Source organism: Pseudomonas sp. Pdm06 (assembly GCF_014851795.1).
Classification (GTDB): domain Bacteria; phylum Pseudomonadota; class Gammaproteobacteria; order Pseudomonadales; family Pseudomonadaceae; genus Aquipseudomonas; species Aquipseudomonas fluorescens_AA.
On the sequence record NZ_JACVAH010000013.1, the window covers coordinates 102,118 to 128,766 of the forward strand.

Annotated in this window: 26 protein-coding genes and 1 pseudogene; 15 read left to right on the forward strand and 12 right to left on the reverse strand. The window is 62.6% G+C overall.

The window, feature by feature from the left end:
• Positions 1–9 precede the first annotated feature (9 nt).
• Positions 10–108 (forward strand): annotated as a pseudogene (locus IB266_RS20740) (DUF2282 domain-containing protein); the annotation flags it as partial.
• Between the two features lie 132 nt (positions 109–240).
• On the forward strand, positions 241–387 hold the full coding sequence (locus tag IB266_RS20745; RefSeq protein WP_192262265.1) for a hypothetical protein: 147 nt from the start codon (positions 241–243) through the stop codon (positions 385–387).
• 134 nt (positions 388–521) lie between these two features.
• On the opposite strand, the gene IB266_RS20750 is transcribed toward IB266_RS20745, so the two are convergent.
• Positions 522–1,436, reverse strand: coding sequence for a LysR family transcriptional regulator (locus IB266_RS20750; protein ID WP_192262266.1), 915 nt, complete (start codon positions 1,434–1,436; stop codon positions 522–524).
• A gap of 104 nt (positions 1,437–1,540) precedes the next feature.
• On the opposite strand from IB266_RS20750, the gene IB266_RS20755 reads away from it, so the two are divergent.
• The 3 genes from IB266_RS20755 to IB266_RS20765 all read left to right on the forward strand — a co-directional run bounded on the left by IB266_RS20755 (position 1,541) and on the right by IB266_RS20765 (position 4,563).
• Positions 1,541–2,140 (forward strand): short chain dehydrogenase, encoded by a 600-nt coding sequence (locus IB266_RS20755; RefSeq protein WP_192262267.1) that lies wholly within the window; start codon positions 1,541–1,543, stop codon positions 2,138–2,140.
• 61 nt (positions 2,141–2,201) lie between these two features.
• The gene (locus IB266_RS20760) at positions 2,202–2,876 is read left to right on the forward strand and encodes a COG3650 family protein (protein ID WP_060743073.1); all 675 of its coding nucleotides are present in this window, start codon (positions 2,202–2,204) and stop codon (positions 2,874–2,876) included.
• A gap of 73 nt (positions 2,877–2,949) precedes the next feature.
• Positions 2,950–4,563 carry an NAD(P)/FAD-dependent oxidoreductase gene (locus IB266_RS20765; protein ID WP_192262268.1) on the forward strand — a complete coding sequence of 538 codons (1,614 nt, stop codon included), beginning with the start codon at positions 2,950–2,952 and terminating at the stop codon, positions 4,561–4,563.
• Positions 4,564–4,685: 122 nt separating this feature from the next.
• Here the strand turns inward: IB266_RS20765 and IB266_RS20770 are convergent, their stop codons facing one another.
• The gene (locus IB266_RS20770) at positions 4,686–5,780 is read right to left on the reverse strand and encodes a PLP-dependent cysteine synthase family protein (protein WP_192262269.1); all 1,095 of its coding nucleotides are present in this window, start codon (positions 5,778–5,780) and stop codon (positions 4,686–4,688) included.
• Between the two features lie 268 nt (positions 5,781–6,048).
• On the opposite strand from IB266_RS20770, the gene nhaA reads away from it, so the two are divergent.
• The gene (gene nhaA, locus IB266_RS20775) at positions 6,049–7,236 is read left to right on the forward strand and encodes a Na+/H+ antiporter NhaA (RefSeq protein WP_192262270.1); all 1,188 of its coding nucleotides are present in this window, start codon (positions 6,049–6,051) and stop codon (positions 7,234–7,236) included.
• Between the two features lie 943 nt (positions 7,237–8,179).
• Here the strand turns inward: nhaA and IB266_RS20780 are convergent.
• On the reverse strand, positions 8,180–8,644 hold the full coding sequence (locus tag IB266_RS20780; RefSeq protein ID WP_024776354.1) for a glycine zipper 2TM domain-containing protein: 465 nt from the start codon (positions 8,642–8,644) through the stop codon (positions 8,180–8,182).
• A 171-nt stretch (positions 8,645–8,815) separates the two neighbouring features.
• On the opposite strand from IB266_RS20780, the gene IB266_RS20785 reads away from it, so the two are divergent.
• The gene (locus tag IB266_RS20785; RefSeq protein WP_192262271.1) at positions 8,816–9,100 is read left to right on the forward strand and encodes a hypothetical protein; all 285 of its coding nucleotides are present in this window, start codon (positions 8,816–8,818) and stop codon (positions 9,098–9,100) included.
• Here IB266_RS20785 and pdxH read toward each other — a convergent pair.
• The 4 genes from pdxH to dinG all read right to left on the reverse strand — a co-directional run bounded on the left by pdxH (position 9,048) and on the right by dinG (position 14,534).
• The gene (gene pdxH / locus IB266_RS20790; RefSeq protein ID WP_192262272.1) at positions 9,048–9,695 is read right to left on the reverse strand and encodes a pyridoxamine 5'-phosphate oxidase; all 648 of its coding nucleotides are present in this window, start codon (positions 9,693–9,695) and stop codon (positions 9,048–9,050) included. The two genes, IB266_RS20785 and pdxH, sit on opposite strands and share 53 nt — an antisense overlap.
• Before the next feature lie 24 nt (positions 9,696–9,719).
• Positions 9,720–10,859 carry an OmpA family protein gene (locus tag IB266_RS20795; protein WP_192262273.1) on the reverse strand — a complete coding sequence of 380 codons (1,140 nt, stop codon included), beginning with the start codon at positions 10,857–10,859 and terminating at the stop codon, positions 9,720–9,722.
• A 117-nt stretch (positions 10,860–10,976) separates the two neighbouring features.
• A complete protein-coding gene (locus IB266_RS20800) occupies positions 10,977–12,122 on the reverse strand; it encodes a serine hydrolase domain-containing protein (protein ID WP_060738911.1) in 1,146 nt (381 codons plus the stop codon).
• Between the two features lie 267 nt (positions 12,123–12,389).
• Positions 12,390–14,534, reverse strand: a complete 2,145-nt coding sequence (gene dinG / locus IB266_RS20805) for an ATP-dependent DNA helicase DinG (RefSeq protein WP_192262274.1) — start codon at positions 14,532–14,534, stop codon at positions 12,390–12,392.
• A gap of 99 nt (positions 14,535–14,633) precedes the next feature.
• Here dinG and IB266_RS20810 point away from each other — a divergent pair, with 99 nt between their 5' ends.
• Complete coding sequence (locus tag IB266_RS20810; RefSeq protein ID WP_192262275.1) at positions 14,634–15,098, forward strand: CopD family protein; 465 nt, start codon at positions 14,634–14,636, stop codon at positions 15,096–15,098.
• A gap of 125 nt (positions 15,099–15,223) precedes the next feature.
• Here the strand turns inward: IB266_RS20810 and IB266_RS20815 are convergent, their stop codons facing one another.
• From IB266_RS20815 to IB266_RS20830, 4 genes are all read right to left on the reverse strand, one after another.
• Positions 15,224–15,982: a collagen-like protein gene (locus IB266_RS20815; protein WP_192262276.1), complete on the reverse strand. Its 759-nt coding sequence runs from the start codon at positions 15,980–15,982 to the stop codon at positions 15,224–15,226.
• On the reverse strand, positions 15,975–16,247 hold the full coding sequence (locus IB266_RS20820) for a DUF1145 domain-containing protein (protein WP_060738915.1): 273 nt from the start codon (positions 16,245–16,247) through the stop codon (positions 15,975–15,977). The genes IB266_RS20815 and IB266_RS20820 overlap by 8 nt, the downstream gene beginning before the upstream one ends.
• Before the next feature lie 146 nt (positions 16,248–16,393).
• Positions 16,394–17,119 (reverse strand): OmpA family protein, encoded by a 726-nt coding sequence (locus IB266_RS20825; protein WP_060738916.1) that lies wholly within the window; start codon positions 17,117–17,119, stop codon positions 16,394–16,396.
• 90 nt (positions 17,120–17,209) lie between these two features.
• Positions 17,210–17,905 (reverse strand): OmpA family protein, encoded by a 696-nt coding sequence (locus IB266_RS20830; protein WP_192262277.1) that lies wholly within the window; start codon positions 17,903–17,905, stop codon positions 17,210–17,212.
• 192 nt (positions 17,906–18,097) lie between these two features.
• On the opposite strand from IB266_RS20830, the gene IB266_RS20835 reads away from it, so the two are divergent.
• The 4 genes from IB266_RS20835 (at position 18,098) to IB266_RS20850 (ending at position 19,851) form a co-directional block, all read left to right on the forward strand.
• Positions 18,098–18,595, forward strand: coding sequence for a DUF6231 family protein (locus IB266_RS20835; RefSeq protein ID WP_060738918.1), 498 nt, complete (start codon positions 18,098–18,100; stop codon positions 18,593–18,595).
• 2 nt (positions 18,596–18,597) lie between these two features.
• Positions 18,598–19,086 (forward strand): YchJ family protein, encoded by a 489-nt coding sequence (locus IB266_RS20840; RefSeq protein ID WP_060738919.1) that lies wholly within the window; start codon positions 18,598–18,600, stop codon positions 19,084–19,086.
• 70 nt (positions 19,087–19,156) lie between these two features.
• Positions 19,157–19,642 (forward strand): LEA type 2 family protein, encoded by a 486-nt coding sequence (locus IB266_RS20845; RefSeq protein ID WP_060738920.1) that lies wholly within the window; start codon positions 19,157–19,159, stop codon positions 19,640–19,642.
• Positions 19,643–19,647: 5 nt separating this feature from the next.
• Positions 19,648–19,851: an SEC-C metal-binding domain-containing protein gene (locus IB266_RS20850; protein ID WP_003198420.1), complete on the forward strand. Its 204-nt coding sequence runs from the start codon at positions 19,648–19,650 to the stop codon at positions 19,849–19,851.
• Between the two features lie 559 nt (positions 19,852–20,410).
• On the opposite strand, the gene IB266_RS20855 is transcribed toward IB266_RS20850, so the two are convergent.
• Entirely contained in the window at positions 20,411–20,968 is a 558-nt protein-coding gene (locus IB266_RS20855; RefSeq protein WP_192262278.1) for a cysteine hydrolase family protein, read from the reverse strand.
• A gap of 206 nt (positions 20,969–21,174) precedes the next feature.
• Here IB266_RS20855 and IB266_RS20860 point away from each other — a divergent pair, with 206 nt between their 5' ends.
• The 3 genes from IB266_RS20860 (at position 21,175) to IB266_RS20870 (ending at position 26,551) form a co-directional block, all read left to right on the forward strand.
• On the forward strand, positions 21,175–23,625 hold the full coding sequence (locus IB266_RS20860) for a penicillin acylase family protein (protein ID WP_192262279.1): 2,451 nt from the start codon (positions 21,175–21,177) through the stop codon (positions 23,623–23,625).
• Between the two features lie 209 nt (positions 23,626–23,834).
• Positions 23,835–24,866, forward strand: a complete 1,032-nt coding sequence (locus tag IB266_RS20865) for a ligase-associated DNA damage response exonuclease (RefSeq protein WP_192262280.1) — start codon at positions 23,835–23,837, stop codon at positions 24,864–24,866.
• On the forward strand, positions 24,863–26,551 hold the full coding sequence (locus IB266_RS20870; protein ID WP_192262281.1) for an ATP-dependent DNA ligase: 1,689 nt from the start codon (positions 24,863–24,865) through the stop codon (positions 26,549–26,551). The genes IB266_RS20865 and IB266_RS20870 overlap by 4 nt, the downstream gene beginning before the upstream one ends.
• Positions 26,552–26,649 lie beyond the last annotated feature (98 nt).

Consider the following 26,649-nt stretch of genomic DNA (forward strand, 5'->3'; position numbering starts at 1 on the left):
AGAATCACCATGACTGCCTCGACCCGTACCCTGTCCGCCGCTGCCTTGGTCCTCGCCCTCGGTTCAGCCCTGAGCATGACAACCGTCCCGACCGTTCACGCAGCCGACGACACAACAAGGGTTTTCCCTGACGGCTGCCATTGAGGCCTCAATCGATCTTGACCTGGAACACACCCTGGCGGGGCTCATCCGCCACCAGGCCATTGCCCATCTCCTAACCGAACAGGTATTGCGCTCGGCATGACCGTGACCCTCCGGGTGTTCGTCTACCCCGACGCCTACCCGACCCATGGCACCTGGGCGGCGGTCTTGCTCTACCTGATGGCCCGTGGACCGGGGGTGTTGTCGATCGATCACCTGATAGCCCAGCGTTACGCCCACGGCTGAACACAGCCCCCCTCACAGATCCCCTGTGGGAGCGAGCTTGCTCGCGATAGCGGTGGGTCAGCTTGCACAAATACCGGATGTACCACCGCCTTCGCGAGCAAGCTCGCTCCCACAAGGGATATCAAATGACCGGGTTATCGCTGTAGCCGATCCAGCGCCTCGCCGCTACGCTTGAACCAGTCGATCAAATAGTCGGCCAGCACCTGGGTGCGCTTGGGCAGGCCGCCCTGATACGGGTGTACCAGGTACATCGGCATGCGCCGGGTCTGGTAGTCGCGCAGCAGCCAATGCAGGCGTCCGTCAGCCAACTCCTCATGCAGCAGGTACGACGGCAGCCGGGCGATTCCAGCACCGGCCAGGGCGGCTTTTTTCAGCAGGCTGTAGTGATTGCTGGCGAACGGCCCCGACACTCGGACCCGCAACAGTTCGTGTTGTTGGTGGTAAAGCCATTCTTCCCGGCCACTGTAGTGGCTGTTGAGCAAACAGCGGTGCTCGGCCAGGGCCTGGGGCATCTCAGGCTCGCCGTAGTGTTCGAGGTAGGCCGGGCTGGCGCAGGTCATTTCGTGCCACGCCAACAATGGCCGGGCCACCAGCCGCTCGTCGATGGCGGCGTCGGAACGGATCGCCAGGTCGAAACCATCACGGCTCAAGTCACGGTAACCGTTGTTGAGCTCCAGTTCGATCTGCACGTTGGGATACGTGCGAGCGAACTCCATCAGCAAGCCCTCGAAGAAGGTTTCACCCAACGAAACCGGAACCGTCATACGCACCGGCCCGGAAATGTCATCCTTCAACCGAGCCAATGCCTGACGCGCCCTTTCCACCTGCACCAGCAGCGCCTGGGCCTGAGGCAACAGCGCCGCCCCTGCCGCCGTGAGGCTCAAGCGCCGTGTGGTGCGTTGCAGCAACACCACCGAAAACCGGCTCTCCAACAGGCTGATGCGCTTGGACAACTGGCCCTTGCTGCACCCCAATTGCTGGGCCGCCAAGGTAAAACTGCCGGCCTCCATCAACACGGCGAACGCCGCCAGGTCATCCATTTCGCTCATTGGATTGTTTCCAAATGAAAACCAAAGGTTGCCTATTAGCACGATTATCACTGGAAAGAACCCCTCTAGACTGAAAACTCGTTCAACCCATTAAGGAACAGCTCATGAAAATCCTCTTGATCGGTGCCAACGGCACCATCGGTTCGGCCATTGATAAAGAACTGTCGCCCCGCCATGAAATCGTTCGGATCGGCCGCCGCAGCGGTGAATTGCAGGTGGATATCAGCGACAGCACCTCGATTCGCGCCCTGTTCGAGAAGACTGGCCGTTTTGACGCCCTGGTCTGCGCCGCCGGCAACGTCACCTTTGCGCCCCTGGCCGACATGACCGAAGACAGCTTTGCCTTGGGCTTGAAGGACAAGCTGATGGGCCAGGTCAACCTGCTGCTGATCGGTCGCGAATTCGCCAATGACGGCGCATCCTTCACCTTCACCACCGGCGTGCTCGGCCACGACCCGATCAAGAGTGGTGCTTCGGCGGCCCTGGTCAACGGCGCCCTGGACAGTTTCGTGCGCGCCGCGGCAATCGAGTTGCCACGGGGCATGCGGGTCAACTCGGTGAGCCCGAACGTGCTGCTGGAAGCCATGGGCAAATACGCGCCTTATTTCCGCGGCTTCAAACCCGTCCCCGCAGTGGATGTGGCATTGGCCTACGCCAAGAGCGTCGAAGGCCTACAAACCGGTCAGACCTTTCACGTGGGCTAACACCCCTTGTGATGCAGGATCAGTCTGAGTAACGTGGCGGCACTTGTCTGGAGACCCAATGATGCGTGCCGCCCGCTCCCTGCTGTTTGTCGCCCTCCTGCCGCTGTTCACCGGCTGCCAATTGCTCGACACCCCACGTCAGAGCGCCTCCCACGCCGGCCAGACACGCCTGCAGGGCGAACTCACGGCGGCCGATGGCAAACTGGTGTTCCAGCCATGCCAGGAACAGCGCCGCTACATCGTCAACGACAGCGGTGGCACCAGCGTGCTGCAACAGGCCGCCAGCCTGGCCGATGACCAGGGCAAACTGTTTGCCGACGTACGTGGCCGTATCGTTTCCAGCGCAGCGGCCGGCACCGACAGTCAGTTGGACATTGAACAGCTGTATCGCCTGGAACGCTCGGGAACAGCTTGCGAAGACGTCGACTTCAAACGAGTGATCCTGCGCGCCGCGGGACACAGCCCGGAATGGACGCTCAAGGCCAGTGGCAAGGGCCTGGTGCTGGACCGCGAAGGCCAGCCGCCGCTGGCGGTGCCTTACGTCGAGGAGCAATTGGGCGATGGCCGCTTCAACCTGGGCACCGAGGCCAATGGCCAGAAAGTCGAGCTGTGGGTCACACCTGCGCGTTGTGTCGACAGTGTCAGCGACAGCGTGCAACACATGAGCGCCGAGTTGCGGGTCAACGGCCAGGTCCAACGCGGCTGCGCCTACTTCGGTGGCGCGCGCGACGACTGATTCACAGCTTTTGGCTTATAATCGCCGGTTCACGCCCTGGTGCAGTTGTGCATCCCGCGAACCGGACCCCGCCATGTTACGAATCACCGAACTCAAGCTGCCAATCGATCACCCCGAAGAAGACCTGCGCCCTGCCATCGTGCAGCGCCTGGGCATCGCCAGCGATGACCTGCTCGACTTCACCCTGTTCAAGCGCAGCTACGATGCGCGCAAGAAATCCTCCGAACTGTGCTTCATCTACACCATCGACCTGACGGTGCGTGATGAAGCCAGCCTGCTGCGCAAGTTCGCCGATGACCGTAACGTCAACGAAGCGCCGGATGTCAGCTACAAAGTGGTGGGCCAGGCACCGGCCGACTTGAGCGAGCGACCGATCGTGGTCGGCTTCGGCCCGTGCGGGATTTTCGCCGCCCTGTTGCTGGCGCAGATGGGTTTCAAGCCGATCATCCTCGAACGTGGCCCGGAAGTGCGTCAGCGCACCAAGGACACCTGGGGCCTGTGGCGCAAAAGTGTGCTCAACCCCGAGTCCAATGTGCAGTTCGGTGAAGGCGGCGCAGGGACGTTTTCCGACGGCAAGCTCTACAGCCAGATCAAGGACCCGAAATTCCTTGGCCGCAAGGTCCTGCACGAATTCGTCAAGGCCGGAGCGCCGGAAGAAATCCTCTATGTCAGCAAGCCGCACATCGGCACGTTCCGCCTGACAGGCGTGGTGGAAACCATGCGTGAGCAGATTCGCGCCCTGGGCGGCGAAGTACGCTTCCAGCAACGGGTCACCGATGTGCTGATCGAGGACGGCCAACTGGTCGGCGTCGAACTGGCCGGCGGTGAACGCATTCATTCGAAACACGTGATCCTGGCCCTCGGCCACAGCGCCCGGGATACGTTCCGTATGCTCCACAGCCGTGGCGTGTATATGGAAGCCAAGCCGTTCTCGGTGGGTTTCCGCATCGAACACCCGCAATCGCTGATCGACAGCGCGCGCCTGGGCAAATACGCCGGCCATCCGAAACTCGGCGCCGCCGACTACAAACTGGTGCACCACGCCAAGAATGGCCGCTCGGTGTACAGCTTCTGCATGTGCCCGGGCGGCACCGTGGTAGCGGCGACGTCCGAGCCGAACCGCGTCGTCACCAACGGCATGAGCCAGTATTCGCGCAATGAGCGCAATGCCAACTCTGGCATCGTCGTCGGCATTACCCCGGAAGTGGATTATCCGGGTGGCCCGCTGGCCGGCATCGAGTTGCAGGAACGCCTGGAGTCCCACGCGTTCGTACTCGGTGGCAGCAACTACGAGGCCCCGGCGCAACTGGTGGGCGATTTCATCGCCGGCAAGCCGTCTACGGCACTGGGCAGCGTCGAACCTTCCTACAAGCCAGGGGTATCCCTGGGTGATCTGGCCCTGGCCTTGCCGGACTTCGCCATCGAAGCCATCCGCGAAGCCTTGCCGGCGTTCGAGAAACAGATTCGCGGCTACTCGCTGCACGACGCCGTGCTGACCGGCATCGAAACCCGCACCTCATCGCCCCTGCGCATTACCCGCAACGAATCGCTGCAGAGCCTGAACGTCAAGGGTCTGTTCCCGGCGGGTGAAGGCGCCGGTTATGCGGGCGGAATCCTGTCGGCGGGGGTGGACGGGATTCGGATTGCCGAGGCCGTAGCGCGGAACATTCTCGGTCTCGAAGCCTGACAGTTGGCCCTGTGGGAGCGGGCTTGCTCGCGAAGGCGTACTGTCAGCCAACATTGATGTTGAATGATCTGCCGCCTTCGCGAGCAAGCCCGCTCCCACAAGGGACCTCGGTTTACTCAGGATCAGATATTGGCCCGCAACACACTCTCTGGCAGTGCCTCGCCCCGCTCCACACTCGCCGCCACGATGTCCACCAGCCCGCTCAACTCATAGCCTTGGGCCTTGAGCCATGCCGGGTCGTAATAGGTCGTGGCGTAGCGCTCGCCACCGTCACACAAGATCGCCACGATCGACCCCGACGCCCCCGCATCCGCCATCTGCCGGGCCGCCATGAGTGCGCCGATCAGGTTGGTGCCGCTGGACCCGCCGACCCGTCGTCCCAGACGCTCGGCCAGGTAATGCATGGCCGCCAGCGACAAGGCGTCCGGCACCTTGACCATCGCATCGATGACGTTCGGCAGGAACGACGCTTCGACTCGCGGCCGGCCGATACCCTCGATACGTGAACCGCAATCCAGGCGCAGGCTGGCGTCGCCACTGCGGTAGTAATCGAAGAACACCGAACGCTCGGCGTCGGCACACAGCACGCGGGTGCCATGCTGGCGGTAACGGACATAGCGTCCCAGGGTGGCCGTGGTGCCGCCGGTGCCGGGGCTGGAGATCAGCCACGTGGGCTCCGGATGCCGCTCGAAGCGCATCTGCTGGAAGATCGATTCGGCAATGTTGTTATTGGCCCGCCAGTCCGTGGCACGCTCGGCATAGGTGAATTGGTCGATGAAATGCCCGTCATGCTCGCGGGCCAGGCGCTCGGATTCGGCGTAGATCTGCGTAGGATCATCCACCAGGTGGCTCTGGCCGCCATAGAAAGCGATCTGTGCGATTTTTTCCCTGGAGGTGGTCGCCGGCATCACCGCAATGAACGGCAGGCCCAGCAACCTGGCGAAGTAAGCCTCGGAAATCGCCGTCGAGCCACTGGAGGCCTCGATCACTGGCGCACCGGGCTTGAGCCAGCCGTTACACAACGCATAGAGAAACAGCGAGCGGGCCAACCGATGCTTGAGGCTGCCGGTGGGATGACTGGACTCATCCTTGAAGTACAGCTCGATGCCCGGCAGGCCAGGCAGCGGCAGCGGAATCAGGTGGGTATCGGCGCTGCGCTGGAAGTCTGCCTCGATGATGCGGATCGCTTCACGGGCCCACTGGCGGTGGTCGTTCATGGTGTGTTTGCTCACTGATCGGTTCGACGCGGGGAGATCACGCGGTCGTGCAGGCACGGCTGGAGTTCGGAAAAACCAGACGCCAGCTTAGGAAAAAACCGACATCACGCACAGGTACAGCTAAGGTCCAATATGGTCCGTAACTGCCGACTGCGTGGCGAAGGCCCTGTAACGCCATATAACAAAAAAGAATATAACTTTTGTTTTAACAACTAACAGTACGGGTTAGGGTGTGCCATCTTTTTGATTCGATACATGGAGAGCGATCGTGGCTCTACGCAATTCTCTGACACGTTTTTTTCAACTGGAGGCTGCCAGCGGCCTGCTGCTGATCGCCGCCGCCGTACTGGCCCTGGTCATCAACAATTCACCGCTGTCCTGGTTGTATAACGGCCTGCTCGACACCCCGGTGGTCGCCCAGGTGGGCGCCCTGAAGATCGCCAAACCCCTGCTGCTGTGGATCAACGACGGCCTGATGGCGATGTTCTTCCTGCTCATCGGCCTCGAGGTCAAGCGTGAGGTCCTCGACGGGCAACTATCAAAGCCGTCGCAAATCGTCTTGCCGGGCGCGGCAGCGATTGGTGGCATGGTGGTGCCGGCGCTGATCTACTGGTTTCTCAACCGCGATAACCCGGCCGCCCTCGCCGGCTGGGCAATTCCGACGGCCACCGACATCGCCTTCGCCCTCGGCGTGCTGGCCTTGCTCGGCAAGCGGGTGCCGGTGTCGCTCAAACTGTTCCTGATGACCCTGGCGATCATCGATGACCTGGGCGCCATTATCATCATCGCCATCTTCTATTCCGGCGCCCTGTCGACCTTGTCGCTCATGCTGGCAGCCGCCTGCATCGCCGTGTTGGTGGCGATGAACCGGATGGGCGTGGTCAAGCTCGGGCCCTACATGGTCGTGGGCCTGATCCTCTGGGTCTGCGTGCTCAAGAGCGGTGTCCATGCCACGCTGGCCGGGGTAACCCTGGCGTTCTGCATTCCGCTGCGCACGAAAAACGCCGAGACTTCGCCGCTGCTCTCCTTGGAACATGCCCTGCATCCCTGGGTGGCCTACGGCATCCTGCCGCTGTTCGCCTTCGCCAACGCCGGCCTGTCCCTGAGCGGCGTCACCGTCGAGAGCTTCACCCATGACGTGCCGATGGGCATCGCCATCGGCCTGTTGCTGGGCAAGACCGTCGGCGTCTTCGGCCTGACCTGGCTGGCCGTGAAAATCGGCATCGCCAGCCTGCCCGCCGGCGCCAATTGGGGCCAGGTACTGGGCGTGGCAATCCTGTGCGGGATTGGTTTCACCATGAGCCTGTTCGTCGGCTCCCTGGCGTTCGAACCGGGTGTGAGTGACTACGCTGGCATGGACCGAATGGGGATCCTCACCGGTTCGATCCTGGCGGCGTTGCTGGGTTATGCGGTGACGGCGGCGGCCAGTCGCAAGCGGGCGGCATTGCCTTCCTGATACTTTCCAACACGTCTTTAAGTCGTTTCGGGTCCTCAATATCCGGTTCTACCAGTAGCAATTTGATGGACAAGTAGAAGTATGGTTTGTGTGTATATCCGTTGCTGCGGTAACGGCCACTTAGGGTTCCGCTCTTACAGCGGGTCACTTTTGGAAGAGCCGGGAGCCGGACCAGCCAAAAGTAACCAAAAACGCTTTGCCCCACCACTCGGTGCCTCGCCTAGGCTCGGCATGCCTGAACGAAGGCATTGCTCCGTGGGCCGCCGCGAAGGGCCATCCATGGCCCAGCGCGGCTAACCCGGCATCCATGCCGGGTTGCCCACTGCGCAATACCTTCGTTCAGCCAGCGTGGTTAATGGGGCGCCGAGATCAACATCTAAAGCAGAGCAAGAGCAAGAGCAAGAGCAAGAGCAAGAGCAAGCATCTAAGTTGAATAGCAAGTATCGCGAGCAGGCTCGCATCAAGTTCTCAGCGAGCACAAAACTTATATAAAACATAGAACCATTGTGGGAGCGAGCTTGCTCGCGATGACGACAGCAGGTCCAACATCTATGTAACTGAACTACCGCTATCGCGAGCAAGCTCGCTCCCACAGGAGAAACGCGGTCCCACCCCAACCAGGCCGGCTATCAGGCCGCCTCGCTTTTGATTTTGATCTGGGCGCCCCGTTAACCACGATGGCCGAACGCAGGCATTGCGCAGTGGGCACCTCGGCATGGATGCCGAGGTAGCCGCGCTGGGCCATGGATGGCCCTTCGCGGCGGCCCACGGAGCAATGCCGGAGTGAGGGCATGCCGAGCCTAGGCGAGGCACCGAGTGGTGGGGCAAGAGCGTTTTGGTTACTTTTGCGCTTTTCAAAAGTGACCCGCTGTAAGAGCGGAACCATAAGTAGCCGTTACCCCAACAACGGATATACACACAACTCTGGAATCCCTCCCGTAAATTAGTGCGATACGCGACTCGTACCACCCACAGTGGAAATACGAACCCGCTCACCCACACGGAACACCTCGTTTTCCTGAACCTGCTGCACATAGGCACGCATGCTGCCGTCATCTTCACGAACGGTAATTTCCACACCCTGGGTGCGGGTCAGGCCTTCTTCAGTGGCGGAACCAATCAGGCCACCCGCCACGGCGCCGATCACGGCAGCGACGATACTGCCACGGCCACCACCGATGGCGCTGCCACCGACACCACCGACCACAGCGCCGGCCGCACCGCCGATAGGGGTCTTGGTGCCTTCGATCTTGACCGGACGCAGGGATTCGATGGTCCCCATGCGAATCGTCTGCACGCGACGCGCTTCGTCACGGGAGTAGGAGTCACCGGTCAGGCTCGACTGACAGCCAGTGAGCAACATCGCCATCGTGGAAAAGGAAGCAACCAGCAAAACAGACTTACGCATAGCATCAAACTCCAAAAGACAGGGATTCATTAAACTCCGCAGCTTGACGCCTGTCACGGCCTCGCCGGGATAAAATTGTTTTCATTCAGGTGGGATACAGGCGCGCCCGAAAAATTCACCAAACAGTAGCGTCAATTTCCGAAACCTGCGTCATCAACCCTGGAATTTTTCATGGATTATTTCATTATCGTCGCCACCACCGTGGCCGGTTTGTACTTCCACTGGTGGCTGTACGTGCGGATCAAACGCTGGGTGGATCGCGATCTGGCGCTTTCACTGGCGGGGCCGGATGGGCAAAAGAAAACCTACATGTTGCAACAATTGGCCCGTGCCCAGGCACAAGGCATCAAGCGCCGAGACCTGCCGCAATGGCTCCAGACCGCCGCGGCAGCTTATCCCGATGCTAAGGCGCCAGACGCTCGCGAGTCCACTGCGCCCCTTGCAGGCGATAGTTGAGGCGATCGTGCAGGCGGCTCGGACGGCCCTGCCAGAACTCGATGCGTTCGGGCAGCAGGCGATAACCGCCCCAATGCTCGGGACAGTGTGGCTGGCTGTCGCTGAAGCGCTGCTCGGTGGCCTTGAGCAGGTCTTCCAGTTCGCCGCGCCCGGCAATCACGCGGCTCTGAGGTGACGCCCAAGCGCCCAAACGGCTGCCCAGCGGACGAACTTGGTAGTAGGCGTCCGATTCCTGCGCCGTGACCTTCACCACTTTGCCCTCGATGCGCACCTGGCGCTCAAGGGTCGGCCAGAAAAACGTCATGGCCGCAAACGGGTTCGCGGCCAGTTGCTGGCCCTTGGCGCTGTCGTAGTTGGTGAAGAACGTGAAACCCTGGGCATCCAACCCCTTGAGCAGCAGGATCCGGCAGTGCGGACGTCCCTGCTCATCCACCGTGGCCAGGGTCATGGCGTTGGCCTCCACCGGGGCCTGTTCGGTCTTTACCGCGTCGGCGAACCATTGGTGGAACAGGGCGAACGGCTCGGCCGGGGCTTGCGCCTCGGTCAAACCGTCGCGGGTGTAGTCGCGGCGCATATCAGCCAGCGCTTGAGTCATGGCGCATTCCTTGTGGTTAGCCCATCACTGCTTGGGGGCATCGGCGGCCGCGACTTTCTTGGTATCGGTGGCGGCTTTGGCCGGTTGGGGCTTCTTCGCTGGAGTAGCGGGCTTGGCCGCGGCCTTCTTTGCAGGCGCCTTGGTCGCGGCTTTTTTGGCCGGTGCTTTCTTGGCCGAAGCTTTGGTGGTCGAGGCCACCGCTTTTTTAGCCGCAGGCGCAGGCGCCGGGGCAGCAGGCTTCACATCCTGGGCCGCAACCATCGTCACTGGGGCCGGGGCCGGCATGTTGTACTTGCTCAGCAGCGCAACCATGGTGTTGGCCGGCGTGACCAGCAATTCCACACGACGATTCAAGGCGCGCCCTTCAACGCTGTCGTTGGCCGCACGTGGCGCCAAGGCGCCCATGCCGCGCAGCATCAGGCGATCACGTTGCAGGCCGCTGAGGCGGAAAATCGCCGCCACGGACTGGGCACGCTCCTGGCTGAGCTTGAGGTTGGCCGGTGCGGCGCCCGAGGTGTCGGCGTGACCAAGGATCAGCACGGCGGTCTTCGGGTCGGTTTCAAGGATCTTCGCCACGCGGGTGAACGGGCCGAGGGTCACGGGCAGCAGCATCGCCGGACGGTCCGGGTTGAAAGAGCCGTCCACGGGCGCGGTGACCACCAGCACATTATCGCGGCGCTCAAGTTCGAGCTTGCTGTCCTGGATCGCCGTGCGCAGCTTCGGTTCGTAGTCGTCGAGCCAGGCCTGGGTGACTTTCGGATCGGGCATCGGCACCGCCTTGGCGGTTTCCTGGTCCTTGCCGCCGAACGGCCACCACCACTTGCCATTGCTTTCGGCTTCGGCCTTGGCAACAGCGGTTGTCGGCGCCTTGGCCTCAGGCTTGGCTTGCGCTTCTGCCTTTGCTTCGACTTTTCTGGCGGCGTCTGCGGCGGTTTCCTCGGAAGAGAACGGCCACCACCAGTGGCTAGCGCCCTCGGCCTTGGCTTGCGGTGCGACGGCGGCAGGCTTCAGGGGCGCCGCTGGCGCTGTTTCCTTGGCCGCCACCTTGTCGGAAGAGCCGAACGGCCACCAGCCGCCGCTGCCCTCGGCATCATTTTGTGGGGTTTGTGCGCAACCAGTGATAGCGAAGCACAGCGCCAGAGCGAGGGTTTTATTCGATGACATTGGATATCCACAAAATGATCTAAATGAAAAAACAAGGCCATGTTTTGGCCGCATAAACAGACGCTTCGAAACTGAAAAGGACACGAGGTTCCTGTGTCCATGGCCTTCAATGGCGTTTTATAGACAAGCGGCAAGCACCCGCGCAAGATTTTGCGCGCGCGGGTCCATCAACACGTAAGGCCCGAGCGTGTTGGTCACGAAACCGAACGCTACATCATGTTCGGGATCGGCAAACCCGATGGAGCCCCCGGCCCCCGGATGACCGAACGCTCGTGGGCCAAGGCCGTAGGTCGCGTTCGGCACATCCGGCTGGTCGAGCATGCAACCCAGGCCAAAACGGGTCTGGGTCAACAACGTCTTATCCTCGCCAAAGCTGTGCTGGCGAGTCAGTTCGTCGAGCATTTCACCTTCCAGCAGGCTGCCGTCCAGCAGCCCCGCATAGAACCCGGCCAGGCTGCGGGCATTGCCGTGGCCGTTGGCCGCCGGTTGTTGCATGCGCCGCCATTCCGGCTTGTTGGTGCTGGTCATGATCGACGGTGGGTTGGTAAAGGCCCGGGTGGTCATGGCCGTGGGCTCGCGCATCGTCACCTGCAGCAGGCGCTGGGCCGCCGCATCGCCGACGTTGCCTTTGCCACGGGCGATGTGGGCCACGCGATGGAACTCGTCGTCGGCCAGGCCAACGTGGAAATCCAGGCCCAACGGCTTGGCGACCCGGGCGACGATGGACTCCCCCGGGCCACGCCCATCGGCCCGGCGCAACAGCTCGCCCACCAGCCAGCCGTAAGTGATCGCGGCATAACCGTGGCCTTCGCCCGGCGTCCACCAAGGTGTTTCGGCAGCCAGGGCATCGACCATGGCTTGCCAGTCATAAAGCGCTTCGGGCGGCAGCAATTCATGCAGCGCCGGCAGCCCAGCCTGGTGGCAGAGCAGTTGGCGCAGGGTGATAGATTGCTTGCCGGCCGCAGCAAACTCTGGCCAATAGCGGGCTACCGGGGCGTCCAGCTGCAATTTGCCTTCGGCCACCAGTTGCAGGGCGGTAACGGCGGTGAACGTCTTGGTGCAGGAAAACAGGTTGGCGATGGTGTCGCTGTGCCAGGCTTCATGGCCATCCTTGTCGGCGGTACCGGCCCACAGGTCGATCACCGTGCGGCCACCCACCTGGATGCACAACGCCGCGCCGCGCTCCTGGGGATCATCGAACAGCGCCGCGAACGCTTCACGCACCGCCTCGAACTGAAGTTCGTAATGGCCTTGAATTTGCACCCGTAACTCCCTTGAAACAAAGACTTTTCAGAGTGGCTGGCATTGTTTCAGGCATTGGTGTTTTTGGGAACCGCCATGGGACGGCTGGTTAACCCGAAACCGGTCCCTGTGGCGAGGGAGCTTGCTCCCGCTGGGTTGCGCAGCGACCCCAAGAGGCTGGTCTCGACTAACCTGGCACACCGCGCTGCCAGGCTTCAGGTCTGCTGCGCAGCCCAGCGGGAGCAAGCTCCCTCGCCACGACAAGCGTTCATCGCCAGGCCGACTCCGTCAGGTAATCTCCCGCCGAAACGGCGGCAACGCATTGAGGATCGCCTTGCCATAGCGCTGGGTGACCAGCCGTCGGTCAAGCAAGGTGATGGTGCCGCGATCCTCTTCGGTACGTAGCAAGCGGCCACACGCCTGGACCAGCTTCAGCGAAGCGTCCGGCACGGAGATTTCCATGAACGGGTTGCCACCGCGGGCCTCGATCCACTCGGCCAGCGCCGCCTCCACGGGGTCGTCAGGAACCGAGAACGGGATCTTGGCAATCACCACGTGCTCGCAATAGGCACCGGGCAAGTCCACGCCTTCGGCGAAGCTCGCCAGGCCGAACAGCACGCTGGAGTCCCCACCATCGACCCGCGCCTTGTGCTTGTTCAGTGTTTCCTGCTTCGACAGGTTGCCCTGGATGAACACCTGCTTGCGCCAGTCACGATCAAGGCCATCGAACACGTCCTGCATCTGTTTGCGCGAGGAAAACAGCACCAGCGTGCCCCGCGAGCCTTCCACCAGTTCCGGCAGATCGCGGATAATCGCCGCAGTGTGGGCGGCGGCATCCCGTGGGTCGGCCTTGAGGTCGGGCACCCGCAGCACGCCGGCGTCGGCGTGATGGAAGGGGCTCGGAACCACGGCGGTCACGGCTTTCTTCGGCAGGCCGGCGCGCATGCGGAAGCGGTCGAACGTACCCAGGGCGGTCAGCGTGGCGGACGTCACCAGCGCGCCATAGGCCACGTTCCACAGGTTGCGCCGCAGCATTTCCGCCGCCAGGATCGGGCTGGCATTGACCTCGATGTCGAACAGCGAACCGCTTTCGGCCAGGGTCAGCCAGCGCGCCATCGGCGGGTTGTCTTCCGGGTCTTCGACGGTGAATGCCGTCCACAGCTCCCAGTTGCCCTGGGATCGGGACAACAGGCTGCCGAACAGCGGGTACCACTCCTCGGCCTGGTTGCTGGCGATACCGATGTTGACCTCGCCGTCCATGCCTTCCTTGAGCAGGTCGGTCAGGCGCGTGAACAGGTCGGTCAGGCGCGCGAAACCTTTCTTGAGCTCGATGCCCATTTCGCGCATGTGTTCAGGAATCACTCCGCCGACGAAGCGATGGCGTGGCCGATCCCGGCCCTCGACGTCTTCGCCGGGCTTGAAATCGGCCACTTGCTCGCACGCGGTGAACATGAACTGCTGGTTCGTCTTGATTTCCCGCGCCAGCTCCGGCACCTGCTCGATGAACTTGCCCAGGTCACCCGGCAACGGATGCTGGGCCAGCAGCTTGGTGAGGTTCTTGGCGGTGGTTTCCAGCCAGTCGGCGGTGGAACGCAGCCGGGTGTAATGGGCGAAATGGCCGATGGCCTTGTCCGGCAGGTGATGGCCTTCGTCGAACACGTAGATCGTGTCGCGCGGGTCCGGCAGCACCGCACCCCCGCCCAGGGCCAGGTCGGCCAGGACCATGTCGTGGTTGGTGACGATGACGTCGACCTTGCCCATGCCTTCGCGAGCCTTGTAGAAGGCGCACTGGCCGAAGTTCGGGCAATGGCGGTTGGTGCACTGGCTATGGTCGGTCGTCAGGCGGGACCAATCGGCGTCTTCCAGGGCCGTGGACCAGCTGTCGCGGTCGCCGTCCCATTTATTGCCGGCCAGCTTCTCGATCATGCTGGTGAACAGCTTCTGGCTGGCTTCATCCACCTCGATCTTGAAGCCTTCTTCTTCGAACAACTGGGCCGTGGCAGTCTGCGCGTGGCCTTCCTGGAGCAACATGTCGAGCTTGGACAGGCACATGTAGCGCCCGCGCCCCTTGGCCAGCGCGAACGTGAAGTTCAGCCCACTGTTGCGCATCAGGTCGGGCAGGTCCTTGTAGACGATCTGTTCCTGCAGGGCGATGGTGGCCGTGGCGATCACCAGGCGCTTGCCGGCGGCCTTGGCGGTGGGAATCGCCGCCAGGCTGTAGGCCACGGTCTTGCCAGTACCGGTGCCGGCCTCCACCGCCACGACGGCAGGCTCGCCGCTGCGCCGGCCTTCGTCGTCGGTGTCGATGTCACCCAGGACTTTTGCCACTTCGGCAATCATCAGGCGCTGGCCATATCGCGGCTTGAGGCTCTTGGCTTCGAGAAAACGCGAATAGGCGCCCTGGATCGTGGTTTTGAGTTCGGTGCTGATCATGAATGGTCGGGCGCTAGAAACGCTGGATAAATTTTCAGTGGTTCGGATCGGCGGCTATCATACCCCGCTAATGAATCCTGCGCAGAACGGAGTAACCCAATGACACCCTTTGCCCTTGTCTACACCCTGCATTTACTGGCGGCCCTGGTCTGGGTCGGCGGCATGTTCTTCGCCTGGATGATCCTGCGCCCCGCCGCAATGACGGCGCTTGATGGCCCTGCCCGGCTCACGTTGTGGGTAGAAGTGTTTCAGCGTTTTTTCGTCTGGGTCTGGGTCGCGGTCGTGCTTTTGCCGATCAGCGGCGTAGGCCTGATCCATCTGCGCTTCGCCGGTTTCGAAACCGCGCCGCGTTATGTGCAGGTGATGATGGGGTTGTACGTGGTGATGACGGCGCTGTTTATCCGCATCCAGGGCTTGCAACTGCCCGCATTGCGTAACGCCGTGACGGCGCAGGACTGGCCGACGGGTGCGGCGGTGCTGGGGAAGATCCGGCGGTTGGTGGGAATCAATCTGTTGATCGGGTTGCTGGTGGTGGCGATCGGTGCGGCGCGGCCGATGTTCTGAAAATCACATAACACCCTGTGGGAGCGAGCTTGCTCGCGATGGCGGCACGTCGGGCAATACTTGATCGACTGACACAACGCCATCGCGAGCAAGCTCACTCCCACAGGTTCAGATCAGATTTTTCGTCAGAACCGCTGCACCGTCACCGCCCCCGCCGCTCCGGCAGGCCCTGGCTGGCCATCGGCGCCAGGACGGCCGCTTTTGCCGCCATCGGCGGTATAGACCAGGCACCCCTTGGCCTTGCCTCCCGCCCCGGGCTTGCCGCCGGGTCCGGCAGCGCCACCGGCACCGCCGTCCACCGCCACTTTGATCTGTTCGGCGGGATACTCACGAGGCACTTCGAGGCGCACCAGCGCACCGGCCGCACCCGGTTGCCCATCGCTGCCGTTACTGCCGTCGGCACCGCGACCGGCCGAACCCCAGGTGCAACCCGGCGCCTGGCCATTGGCCCCATCAAGACCGACAAAACCCGGCGCACCGGTGCCGCCCCGGGCGTCCACCGACAACAACGGCGCATTCAACACCTTGAAATGCAGATTGAGATCACGCCCCGGCCGCGCGGCCTTGGTGTAGGTCCCCGGTGCGCCGCGTGAAGTGATCTGGCTGCCCTCGGCCAATTCAGCCTGGGCCACTTTCATTTCCAGTACCTGCTGCGCCGGCACGATGGCGATCCGCGCTTCACGCCCCAGGTGCAACTGGTCGATGGTCAATTCAGTGACATTGGAAGGCACCAGCAGTGTGCCGTAATCGGCCACGTCCAGTCGTTCCAGGGTCAGGGTGCTGGTGGTGTTGGGCAGGCGCATCAACGAATGGCCTTCGACCTGGAGCACCTGGGCCGAAGCCCATGGGCATACGAGTGCGGCAAGCAGACACAATTTACGCATGGGAAGCCTCTGGCGCGGTCGGGAGGGTTTGCAGGTGGAAGATGCCGAACAGCAGCACTCTGAGGCGATCGCGGCCAGGCGCGGGGCGGCCACGGAAACTGGCCCGGAACACCAGCAGCTCCAGCAGATGCAGCACCAGCAAAAACCCGCCGGCGACATTGACCAGCAGATGCAGCGGATGGACGAACGGCACCACCAGATTGACCAGCACCACCAGCCAGAACAGCAGGGTCAGCAAGCGCCCCAGCCCCCAAAACACCTTCATACGCCCCCCTGATCGAGCATTATTCTTTGCCCGCACAGTAACGGCTTGCGCGCAGGATAAGCCAGGGGGTCCGGTAAATTTAATCTAACCCGGGCCCTGGCCCACCGGATCGCCCTCCCGACGATCCGGCAGCCCTGGGCCGCGCCTCAGCGCTGGATATGCAATTCAACCCGACGGTTCTGCGCCCGCCCTTCGTCGGTCTCATTGTCGGCCACCGGCTCGCTTTCACCCTTGCCTTCGCTGGTGAGTTTGCCGGGGGCCAGCCCCTGGGTCAGCAAATACTCCACGACGCTGCTGGCCCGACGTTCGGACAGCCCTTGGTTATAGGCATCAGTGCCGACACTGTCGGTGTGGCCCACCACCCGGATGCTGGCGACATTGGCATGGCTGAGTTTGCCCATCAGCCCATCGAGCTGGCTTCGAGCGTCTGCGGTGAGGTCGGACTTGTCGAAATCGAACAGCACCTTGCCCGCGTCGTTGAGGGTGATGACCTCGCTCGCCGGTGCTTGCGGTTCGACCGGTGGCGCACTGGCCGGGTATTGCGGCAGCGGGCAACCGTGATGTTCGACAGGGGTATTGGCCGGGGTATCGGGACAACGGTCGCGGCGGTCGAACACGCCGTCGTCGTCTTCATCGCCATCCTGGGCGTAGCAGATCAAGCCACCACCCAGCAGCCCCAATGCAGCGCCGCCAGCGGCCCAACCACTGCTTTCAATGGCCCCCAACCCGCCGCCGACGAGGCCGCCGATCAGGCTACAGACTGGCCAGGTGCGTTGATTGAGGGGTGCGCTGCCGTCGCTGTGAGTGGCGCAGCCAGACAACAGACTGCTTGCCAGCAGTACCGGTAAGGCGGCCCTGATTAGAACGTTCATGGTGAAGGCTCCTGTGTCACCGGCCCATACCGGTCACACAGGAGTAAAGACCCGCATCCGCAACTCAACAAGCCGCGGATGACAAGGGTTTCAGCGGTTTATCTTGATTTCCGTGCGGCGGTTCATCGCGCGACCATCGGCGGTCTTGTTATCGGCCACCGGCTGGCTCTCGCCGGCACCGGACACCGAGACAAAACTGGCCTGCGGCACGCCGTTTTCAACCAGGTATTTCACCACCGAATTGGCCCTTCTCTCCGACAGTTTCTGGTTGTAGGCATCGCTGCCGACGCTGTCGGTGTGGCCGGTGACCCGCAGTTGCGCGGTGGACGTTTCCTGTTTCAGCCGGGTGGCGACCGTGCTCAGTACCTCTTTGTCGGCCGGAGTCAGCGTGGCTTTGTTGAATTCGAAGTGCACGTCGCGGATCACGATGGTTTCTTCCTTGACCACGACCGGCTCTTCGACCACCGGCGCCGGGGCGGGTGGCGGGCAACCGTCGGCATCGACCTGCACGCCCTTCGGTGTGCCCGGGCACTTGTCACGGCTGTCCGGCACACCATCGCCGTCTTCGTCGCCGTCGCCATGGGCCCAGCACCAGCCCGCCGCCACGGTGCCGGCCACCAGCGCTCCCGGGCCGATCCAGGAACTGCTTTCGATAGCGCCCAATCCCGCGCCGACGACACCACCAGTGGCCGCACAGATCGGCCAGTCGGTTTTCTGCAAACCTGCGCAACCAGTCAACACACTGGTTAGCAGAACCAGGGGTAACGCTGTCCGAACTATGCTCATTGGGTTTTCTCCTTGAGGGATCGGCTTGTCGCCGATTCAGGGGAGTAAAGACCCGTCTTGGTATCTGCGCCAGCCTGAGCAATCGCGGGTTTTCGCCCCGTGTTTGCGAAGATTCCGCACGTTCAGAGACAAACCGCTCTAGGCCATGCTGTCCGGGCAGGCTATCGTGGTGGTTCTGACTGAGGAACTTCGATGACCGTTGCCATTTCTTCGCGTACCCCCCAGCAAGCCCTGGCGGCCGTGCTTGACCGTTACGCCCCGCAAAAACTGCTGCTGATCGGTGCCAGCGGCTTTCCCGCACTCGAAGCATTCCAGCAGGCCCATCCCGACACCGAAGTGGTCCACGCCGGCCCCGGCGCGCTGCCGGCGGACGTGGCGGCGCGACGTTTTGACCTGGCCCTGGCGCTCGATTGCCTGGAGCATTTGCCCAAGCGCGAGGGTCTGAACCTGTTGGGCGGCATCCGTAATCTCAACGCCAGCCGCATCGCCGTGCTCGCCGACCTCAACGCCTGCGGCTGGCAAGAGACGGACTTTTTTTCCCTGGCCCTGCAAGCCAGTGAGCGATTCCAGCGCGAAGATCAGGTGCTGACCCTGTTCACCTACGATCTGCTTGAATACAAACAGGTCCCCGACTGGCTCAATTCACGTTTTTGGGCCAACCCGGAAAACTTTGGAAAATACTGGTGGTAACCGTGAACACAAGCTCGCACTCGCCCATTTGCCCCTGCGGCAGTGGCAACTCACTGGAGGCCTGCTGCGGCCACTACCACGACGGTCATCCGGCGCCCTGCGCCGAAGCCTTGATGCGCTCGCGCTATAGCGCCTATGTGCTGGGCCTGGTGGACTATCTGGTCGCCACTACCCTGCCCGCCCAGCAGCAAGGCCTCGACCGCCAGTCCATCGGCGAGTGGAGCGCCAACAGCACCTGGTTGGGACTGGACGTGGAAAGCAGCGAAGTGTTCGGCGGTCAACCGGAGCACGCTTTCGTCACGTTCACGGCACGTTGGCACGACGGCCAGGGCGAGCACAGCCACCGTGAACAGTCCTCGTTCGTGCAGAACGACGGGCGCTGGTACTTCATCGACCCGACCGTGCCGGTCAAGACCGGACGCAACGACAGCTGTCCGTGCGGCAGCGGGCACAAATTCAAGAAGTGCTGCGCCGGCTACTTCAATCGCTGATTTTAGGAAACGTCCGACACTCGTCCATCGGCCCATAGGGCTAGACTGGGGATAAACCAGAGGCACGGACATGACCCCTCCATCATTCTTGCTGCGCATCACCTGCCTGCTGCTGTTCGTTGGGTTCGGCGGCTGTGCATCCTGGCGAGGTGAAGAAGCCCCGGAACCACAGGTGCATCTGGTCAAAGTCGAGGTGGTGCGGGCCCGGCTGGTGGAACAGAGGTTCACGCTGCACTTTCGCGTCGACAACCCCGGCGACAGCGACCTCACCGTTCGCGGCCTGACCTACCGCATCCACCTGGGCGACCTGTTGCTGACCGAAGGCGAGCACGAGCACTGGTTCACCGTGCGCCCCAAGCACAGCGCCTACTTCAAGGTGCCGGTGCGCACCAACCTGTGGCCACAGGTGCGGGAAGTGGTGAAGCTGCTGGAGAAACCCCGGGAACAGATCCCCTATCGCCTGGAAGGTGAGCTGGAAACCGGATTATTCATCGCCCACTACGTGCACCTTGAGCGCAATGGCGTGATAATCGCCGCCGATTTAATTGCGGAGTAACCCCGATGACCCAGCAACCCCACGTCCACGGCCCTGATTGCAACCACGATCACGACCATCATCACGACCATGACCACGGCCACGTCCACGGCCCGAACTGCGGCCACGCCCACCAGGAACCGGTGCGCAACGCCCTGAAGGATGTCGGTCGCAACGACCCTTGCCCATGTGGCAATGGCAAGAAATTCAAGAAGTGCCACGGGGCTTGAGGGGCTGGGCGAAAAAGCTTTTCGCCTGTTAGACCGTCATCGCGAGCAAGCTCGCTCCCACAGGAGATATGCGGTGAGACGATATTTAATGATCGTCGAAGAATCAATGTGGGAGCGGGCTTGCTCGCGAATGCGGTGGGTCAGCGGGCATTGATTAACCTGACACGCCCTCTTCGCGAGCAAGCCCGCTCCCACAGGGGATTTGCGGTGAGGCGATATTTAATGATCGTCGAAGAATCAATGTGGGAGCGGGCTTGCTCGCGAATGCGGTGGATCAGCGGGCATTGATTAACCTGACACGCCCTCTTCGCGAGCAAGCCCGCCCCCACAGGAGATATGCGGTGAGACGATATTTAATGATCGTCGAAGAATCAATGTGGGAGCGGGCTTGCTCGCGAATGCGGTGGGTCAGCGGGCATTGATTAACCTGACACGCCCTCTTCGCGAGCAAGCCCGCTCCCACAGGGGATTTGCGGTGAGGCGATATTTACTGATCACTGCAGGATCAATGTGGGAGCGAGCTTGCTCGCGATAAGGCCGGCGCTGTAGTACCTATCTATCAGCCCGCCTGCAGAATCCGCTTCACACCGACCACCGTCGCATACTCACCGTGCAAGTTGCCCAGGGACATGGCATGCACTTCGGCTGCCGAACGGGCGTTGCCGAAGTAATCGTTCTTGTCGAAGGTGAAGCAGGCGTCCTCGGCCACCCAGGTGTCGAATCCCAGATTGCCGGCTGTACGCGCCGTGGACTCCACCGAGTTGTGCGTCGCCACACCGACGATCACCAGTTGCCTGATTCCGACTTTGCGCAGGTCTTGCTCCAGGTGGGTGCCACTGAACGCATCCGGCACCTGCTTTTGCACCACCCATTCCCCTGCCTTCGGCTCGAACCGTGGCTGGACCTGCACCCCCGACTGCCCCGGCCAGAACACCGAGTCCGGCGAACGGGACAGGTGGTGGACGTGAATCACCGGGCGCGCCGTGTGTCGCCAGAAAGCCAGCAGTTCCAGCATGCGCAGCTCTGCCTCGGGGTTGTTGCGAGGGCCGAGCCTGGGGTGAAGGATGCCTTTTTGTTGATCGATGAGGATCAGCGCTGCGTCGTTCTGTAGCTCCATGCCGGTTTCTCTTGCTGGGTCTTTGTATGTTCCACACTTGAGCATCACCCCTTCCAACAGGCAAGCCTTCGAGCAAAAGCGATGACCCGGTCCCGGGCTTTCATCGCCAAATCAACAAATAACCCTCGCCCCCGCTTGCGCGGCCCCCGCCTGCTCACTAACGTAGCGCCTTTATTGGTGCCCCCCCCTCCCGCAGGAGCTTTGCCATGGCCTCGCCAGCCTCTATTTCCTTTATCCCCCGGCTCGGTGTTGCCGCCGCGGTGGCCAGTGTGCTCGGTTTGAGCGGATGCCAGACCTGGAATGCCCAGGACACGGTCCCGCCCACGTCCGGTGTGCAGCCGCTCAAGGGGCTGGCGCAGAATGTCTCGGTCCGCCGCAACGCCACGGGCATGCCGCTGATCGAAAGCAACAGCTTCCATGACGCCTTGTTCACCCTCGGCTATGTCCACGCCAGCGACCGCATCACCCAGATGGTGACCCTGCGCCTGCTGGCCCAAGGACGGTTGGCAGAGATGTCCGGCGCCGAACGGCTGGAGGTCGACCGCTACATGCGCGCCGTCAACCTGAAGAAAAACGCCGACGAGCTGTACAAGGCGTCTTCGCCGCGGCTCAAGCGCTTCTTCGAAGTCTATGCCCGTGGCGTCAACGCCTACCTGTTCCGCTACCGCGACAAGTTGCCGTCGGACCTGGCCGCCACCGGTTACAAACCTGAATACTGGAAACCGGAAGATTCGGCGCTGATGTTCTGCCTGCTGAATTTCAGCCAGTCAGCCAACCTGCCGGAAGAAATCGCCAGCCTGGTGCTGGCGCAGACCGTCACCACCGACAAACTCGCCTGGCTGAGCCCGTCCTATCCGGACGAGCAACTGCCTGTGGCCGAGGCCGACAAGCTCCAGGGCCTGCGCCTCAATGGCCAGATCCCGGGCCTGAACGAAATCAGCAAGGCCACCCACCAATTGGCCGGCCTGAACCTGTTGGGTGCTGCGTCTTCAAGCAACTGGGCCATCGCGCCACAACGCAGCCGCAGCGGCAAGAGCCTGCTGGCCAGCGACAGCCACGGGCCGCTGGGCATGCCCGGGCTGTGGAGCCCGGTACAGATCCGTGCGCCCAAGTACCAGGCGGCCGGGGTTTCCGTGGCGGGCATCCCGATGATCCTGGCCGGGTTCAACGGCAAAGTGGCCTGGAGCATGACCAGCGTACTGGGGGACAACCAGGACCTGTTCCTGGAAAAAATCCGCCGCCAGGGCAATGGTCTGTCCTACGAGGTCAACGGCAAATGGCAACCGGCGATCGTGCGCAACGAAACCTACTTCATCAAAGGCCAGCGTCCGATTCGTGAAGCGGTGTTCGAAACCCACCACGGCCCGTTGCTCAACAGCGCCCAAGGCACCGCCATGGCCAACGGCTTTGGCCTTGCCTTGCAGACACCGAGCTTCAGCGACGACAAGACCCTGGACGCCTTCTTCGACCTGTCCCGGGCGCAAAACGTCGAGAAAGCGTCCGACGCCAGCCGGGAAATCCGCGCCATGGCCGTGAACCTGGTCTTTGCCGACGCCAGCCATATCGGCTGGCAAGTCACCGGTCGCTACCCGAACCGCCGTGAAGGCGAGGGTCTGTTGCCGTCGCCGGGCTGGGAAGGTCGCTACGATTGGGACGGTTACGCCGACCCGATGCTGCACCCCTACGATCAAGACCCGGCCCAAGGCTGGCTCGGCACGGCCAACCAACGGGTCATTCCCCATGGCTACGGCATGCAACTGTCCAATTCCTGGGCTTCGCCGGAGCGTGGCGAACGCATGGCCGAACTGGCCGGCGCAGGCAAGCACGACACCCGCAGCCTGACCGCCATGCAATACGACCAGACCACGACGTTCGCGGCCAAGCTCAAGCAAGTCTTCGAAGCGCCGGGCATGACCCAGCCGCTCAAACAGGCCATCGAAGCCCTGCCGGTGGCTGACCGGGCCAAGGCTCGCGAGGCCTATACCCGCTTGATGGCATTCGATGGCCGGCTCAGCCCGACCTCCGCTGACGCGGCGATCTATGAGCTGTTCCTTCAGGAAAGCATGAAGCAGATTTTCCTCGACGAGCTGGGCCCGGACAGCAGCCCGGCGTGGCAGGCGCTGGTCGCCAACGGCCAATTGTCCTACTCGGCCCAGGCCGATCATCTGCTGGGGCGTGAAGACAGCCCGTTCTGGGACGATGTGCGCACACCCCAGAAAGAAGACAAGGCCGTTATCCTCGCCCGCAGCCTGGCCGCCACCATCAACGCCGGTGACAGTCAGTTGGGCGGTGACCACAAGGCCTGGCAATGGGGCCAATTGCACCGCTACGCCTGGAAGAACAGCAACGGCCAGATCGTACGTGGCCCGCTGCCGGCCGGTGGCGACACCACCACGCTCAACACGGCAGCGTTCGCCTGGGGCCAGGATTTCACCACCACCCTGGCGCCGGCCATGCGCTTTATCGTTGACTTCGGCCAGCCCGAACCGTTAATGATCCAGGACGGCGCCGGCCAGTCCGGCAACCCGGTCAGCCCGCACTATGCCAATGGCATCGATCCGTGGATCAAGGGGCAGTACCAGAGCCTGCCGTTGCAATCGCAAAACTTCGATCGGGCGTACGGCAAGACGCGGTTGACGTTGGTGCCTGGCAAGTAGCAGCGCCCTTTTTGGCGGGTGCTGCGCACCCGATCGCGAGCAAGCTCGCTCCCACAGGGGCCGGTGTTGATCCGTATTGCGATTCGACACAAAGCCAATGTGGGAGCGAGCTTGCTCGCGATGGCGTCAGTCCATCCCCCACTAAATCCGATAGAACTTCCCCCCTCACCCGCGCCTCTACCTGACAAGCCCATCGCTCCGGTGATTGCATGGATCTTGTCATTGCCCGCCCCGAAGGCTTGTACTGCCCGCCCGGGGATTTCTACATCGACCCGTGGCGGGCGGTGGAACGCTCGGTCATCACCCACGCCCACGGCGACCATGCCCGCAGTGGCAACCAACACTACCTGGCAGCGGCACCCGGCGAAGGCATCCTGCGATCACGCCTGGGCCAGGACATCAACCTGCAAACCCTGCCCTACGGCGAACGCCTGTCGCACCATGGCGTGACCTTGAGCTTTCACCCTGCCGGCCATGTGCTGGGCTCGGCCCAGGTACGGCTGGAATATCAAGGCGAGGTCTGGGTGGCGTCGGGGGATTACAAAGTCGAGCCTGACGGCACCTGCACCCCGTTCGAGCCGGTGAAATGCCATACCTTCATCACGGAATCCACCTTCGGCCTGCCGATCTACCGCTGGCAACCCCAGGTGCAGATTTTCGACGAGATCAACCAGTGGTGGCGCGGGAACATCGCCGTCGGCCGGGCCAGCGTGTTGTTCTGCTATTCCTTCGGCAAGGCCCAGCGGATTCTCCACGGTATCGATGAAAGCCTCGGCCCGATCCTGGCCCACGGGGCGGTGGAACCGCTAAACCGGGTCTACCGCGAGGCCGGGGTTCATCTGCCGCCAACGATCTATGCCGGCGATATCAAGAAGAACGACCCGATCATGGGCCAGGCGCTGGTCATCGCCCCGCCCTCTGCCGGAGGCAGTAGCTGGATGCGCCGCTTCGGCGACTACAGCGACGCCTTCGCCAGCGGCTGGATGCGCCTGCGCGGTACACGTCGGCGGCGCGGCGTGGACCGGGGTTTCGTGCTGTCCGACCACGCCGACTGGCCTGGACTGCTCTGGGCCATCGAACAGACCGGCGCCGAACGGGTGATGGTCACCCACGGGTCAGTCGCCGTGCTGGTACGCCACTTGTGCGAGCAAGGCCTCGATGCCCAAGGGTTCACCACCGAATACGGCGACGACGAAGAAGACCTCGCTACAGCCACCGACAGCGGTGAGGAGGCGCCATGAAAGCCTTCGCCGAGTTGTACGCCGAACTGGACGCCACCACCTCCAGCAATGCCAAGCTCACCGCCATGCAGGACTATTTCAGCAAAGCCCCGCCCCAGGACGCGGCGTGGGCCGTGTATTTCCTTTCCGGCGGGCGTCCACGGCAACTGGTGCCGGTAAAAATCCTGCGGGAGTTGGCGGTCCGGGTATCCGGGTTGTCGCTCTGGCTGTTCGAAGAAAGTTATCAGGCCGTGGGCGACCTGGCCGAAACCATTTCGCTGGTATTACCCGAATCGCCCCACAGCTCCGATGAAGGCCTGGCGCTGTGGATCGAAGAGAAACTGCTGCCGTTGCGCGGTGAGTCGCCCGACGTCCTGGCTGAACGGCTTCCGGCGCTGTGGGCGCAGCTCGACCGGCCGAGCCTGATGCTTTGCATCAAACTCATCACCGGCAGTTTCCGGGTGGGCGTATCCAAACTGCTGGTGACCCGGGCCCTGGCAGCCATGGCCGGGGTGGACAGCAAACGGGTGGCCCAACGCCTGGTGGGCTACACCGACCTGTCCCATCGTCCCACAGCCACCAGCTACCTCAAGCTGATCGCGGCCGAGTCCGACGATGAACATGCCCAGCGCGGCGGCCAGCCTTATCCGTTTTTCCTGGCCCATGCGTTGTCTGCGCCAGTGGAGCAATTCGACGCGCTGCTGGGGCCGGCCAGCGACTGGCAGGTGGAATGGAAATGGGACGGCATCCGCGCCCAGGTGATCAAGCGCGACGGCCATTTGTGGGTCTGGTCGCGAGGCGAGGACTTGGTCACTGAACGATTTCCGGAATTGCATTCACTGGCCCAGGCGTTGCCTGACGGCACGGTGATCGACGGTGAAATTGTGGTCTGGAAAGCCCCCCAGTCGGTCACCGAGGACGCCTTCGACCCGGACGCACCGTTGCAGCCGGCGGTGCAACCCTTCGCCCTGTTGCAGCAACGCATCGGTCGCAAGACCCTGGGCAAGAAAATCCTCGACGACGCCCCCGTGGTGGTAATGGCCTACGACCTGTTGGAATGGCAAGGCGAGGATTGGCGCAACCGCCCCCAGGCCGAGCGCCGCGAACAATTGGAAGCACTGATCGGCCGTATCCACAGCCCGGTGCTATTGCCCTCGCCGATCATAACCGGGCAGGACTGGCTCGACCTCGCCCGGCAGCGCGAAGCCTCTCGCAGCCTCGGTGTCGAGGGCATGATGCTCAAGGCCCGCAACGCGCTGTACGGCGTCGGTCGCACCAAGGACATGGGCGTGTGGTGGAAATGGAAGATCGACCCGTTCAGCGTCGACGCGGTGCTGATCTACGCCCAGCGCGGCCACGGCCGACGCGCCAGCCTCTACAGCGACTACACCTTCGCCGTGTGGGACAACCCGCCAGACAGTCGCGAGCGCACCCTGGTGCCATTCGCCAAGGCCTATTCAGGGCTGACCGACGCAGAAATGCGCCAGGTCGACAGCATCGTGCGCAAGACCACCGTTGAGAAGTTCGGCCCGGTGAGCAGCGTCACCCCCACCCTAGTGTTCGAACTGGGCTTCGAAGGCATCGCCTTGTCCAAACGCCACAAGAGCGGGATCGCCGTGCGCTTTCCACGGATGTTGCGCTGGCGCCAGGACAAGGGGGTCGATGAAGCCGACACGTTGGCAACGCTACAGGATTTGTTGAAATAGCACCTCGGTGGCGAACACTCTGTGGGAGCAAAGCTTGCTCGCGAAGCAGGCGCCTCGTTTTCCGGTAGATCGCATCACCTTTATCGCGGGCAAGCCTT

Excerpts from the sequence above, each read along its gene's own strand:
- IB266_RS20745 (WP_192262265.1), top strand. The coding sequence starts at position 241 with ATGACCGTGACCCTCCGGGTGTTCGTCTACCCCGACGCCTACCCGACC.
- IB266_RS20750 (WP_192262266.1), bottom strand. The coding sequence starts at position 1,436 with ATGAGCGAAATGGATGACCTGGCGGCGTTCGCCGTGTTGATGGAGGCC.
- IB266_RS20755 (WP_192262267.1), top strand. The coding sequence starts at position 1,541 with ATGAAAATCCTCTTGATCGGTGCCAACGGCACCATCGGTTCGGCCATT.
- IB266_RS20760 (WP_060743073.1), top strand. The coding sequence starts at position 2,202 with ATGCGTGCCGCCCGCTCCCTGCTGTTTGTCGCCCTCCTGCCGCTGTTC.
- IB266_RS20765 (WP_192262268.1), top strand. The coding sequence starts at position 2,950 with ATGTTACGAATCACCGAACTCAAGCTGCCAATCGATCACCCCGAAGAA.
- IB266_RS20770 (WP_192262269.1), bottom strand. The coding sequence starts at position 5,780 with ATGAACGACCACCGCCAGTGGGCCCGTGAAGCGATCCGCATCATCGAG.
- IB266_RS20780 (WP_024776354.1), bottom strand. The coding sequence starts at position 8,644 with ATGCGTAAGTCTGTTTTGCTGGTTGCTTCCTTTTCCACGATGGCGATG.
- IB266_RS20785 (WP_192262271.1), top strand. The coding sequence starts at position 8,816 with ATGGATTATTTCATTATCGTCGCCACCACCGTGGCCGGTTTGTACTTC.
- pdxH (WP_192262272.1), bottom strand. The coding sequence starts at position 9,695 with ATGACTCAAGCGCTGGCTGATATGCGCCGCGACTACACCCGCGACGGT.
- IB266_RS20795 (WP_192262273.1), bottom strand. The coding sequence starts at position 10,859 with ATGTCATCGAATAAAACCCTCGCTCTGGCGCTGTGCTTCGCTATCACT.
- dinG (WP_192262274.1), bottom strand. The coding sequence starts at position 14,534 with ATGATCAGCACCGAACTCAAAACCACGATCCAGGGCGCCTATTCGCGT.
- IB266_RS20810 (WP_192262275.1), top strand. The coding sequence starts at position 14,634 with ATGACACCCTTTGCCCTTGTCTACACCCTGCATTTACTGGCGGCCCTG.
- IB266_RS20815 (WP_192262276.1), bottom strand. The coding sequence starts at position 15,982 with ATGCGTAAATTGTGTCTGCTTGCCGCACTCGTATGCCCATGGGCTTCG.
- IB266_RS20820 (WP_060738915.1), bottom strand. The coding sequence starts at position 16,247 with ATGAAGGTGTTTTGGGGGCTGGGGCGCTTGCTGACCCTGCTGTTCTGG.
- IB266_RS20825 (WP_060738916.1), bottom strand. The coding sequence starts at position 17,119 with ATGAACGTTCTAATCAGGGCCGCCTTACCGGTACTGCTGGCAAGCAGT.
- IB266_RS20830 (WP_192262277.1), bottom strand. The coding sequence starts at position 17,905 with ATGAGCATAGTTCGGACAGCGTTACCCCTGGTTCTGCTAACCAGTGTG.
- IB266_RS20835 (WP_060738918.1), top strand. The coding sequence starts at position 18,098 with ATGACCGTTGCCATTTCTTCGCGTACCCCCCAGCAAGCCCTGGCGGCC.
- IB266_RS20845 (WP_060738920.1), top strand. The coding sequence starts at position 19,157 with ATGACCCCTCCATCATTCTTGCTGCGCATCACCTGCCTGCTGCTGTTC.
- IB266_RS20850 (WP_003198420.1), top strand. The coding sequence starts at position 19,648 with ATGACCCAGCAACCCCACGTCCACGGCCCTGATTGCAACCACGATCAC.
- IB266_RS20855 (WP_192262278.1), bottom strand. The coding sequence starts at position 20,968 with ATGGAGCTACAGAACGACGCAGCGCTGATCCTCATCGATCAACAAAAA.
- IB266_RS20860 (WP_192262279.1), top strand. The coding sequence starts at position 21,175 with ATGGCCTCGCCAGCCTCTATTTCCTTTATCCCCCGGCTCGGTGTTGCC.
- IB266_RS20865 (WP_192262280.1), top strand. The coding sequence starts at position 23,835 with ATGGATCTTGTCATTGCCCGCCCCGAAGGCTTGTACTGCCCGCCCGGG.
- IB266_RS20870 (WP_192262281.1), top strand. The coding sequence starts at position 24,863 with ATGAAAGCCTTCGCCGAGTTGTACGCCGAACTGGACGCCACCACCTCC.